The organism is Hymenobacter negativus (assembly GCF_017571495.1).
In the GTDB taxonomy this organism is placed as follows: Bacteria; Bacteroidota; Bacteroidia; order Cytophagales; family Hymenobacteraceae; genus Hymenobacter; species Hymenobacter negativus.
Genome location: NZ_JAGETZ010000039.1, coordinates 1 through 612, shown reverse-complemented (window position 1 = coordinate 612; position 612 = coordinate 1). Strand labels below are relative to the sequence as shown.

1 protein-coding gene is annotated in these 612 nt (G+C 61.1%); it reads right to left on the bottom strand.

Translation table 11 applies throughout. The features are described from left to right. Positions 1–53: 53 nt before the first annotated feature. Positions 54–542: a hypothetical protein gene (locus tag J4E00_RS29315; protein WP_208178915.1), complete on the bottom strand. Its 489-nt coding sequence runs from the start codon at positions 540–542 to the stop codon at positions 54–56. Positions 543–612 lie beyond the last annotated feature (70 nt).

The window sequence follows — 612 nt, the reverse complement described above, 5'->3', positions numbered from 1 at the left end:
ACCGTTTACGTGAACGCGCTGCCGGGGGCGCAGGCCCAGGGCGCTTGCGTACCTTAGGGTCGCCTCCTATAGTGAAGGGTGAAGCTGCCCACTTGCCCCGGTGCTTCGCCGCCCTGCCGGACGTACACCAAGCGGAACTCCCGCTCGAAGGCCATGAGGGCTGAATAAGAGGCGTCCGTGTAATCGTAGACGCCGCTCAACTCCCCGCTCTTCGTCACGAGCACGGGGTATAAGCTGGTGTGGGGGGGGATGGTGGCATCCTTACATCCCCAGCCCAGGGCGTGCAGCGGCAACTGCCCGTTCGGGCGCTCGAACACCAGCCGGTTCGGGCGCGGCGAACAGCGGGTGCTCACGTCGAACACGAGCGGGGCATCGGTCAGATTCGTCATTTTCAGTTGCACCAGCATGCCCGGTCCCGAGCAGTCGTGGTCGTCCAAGTCCGGCAAATTGACCCGCACTTCCCGTACTTCAAAGGCCACGTTGAGGGGCGGTTTGGGGGCAGAACACGCCGTCAAGCTGACCAATAACAAGAAAGACCTCATGATGTGATGTAACAGGCGATGCCCAAATAACACCCGGTAATTTAGACCACCGTTTTCGTGAACTCACGCA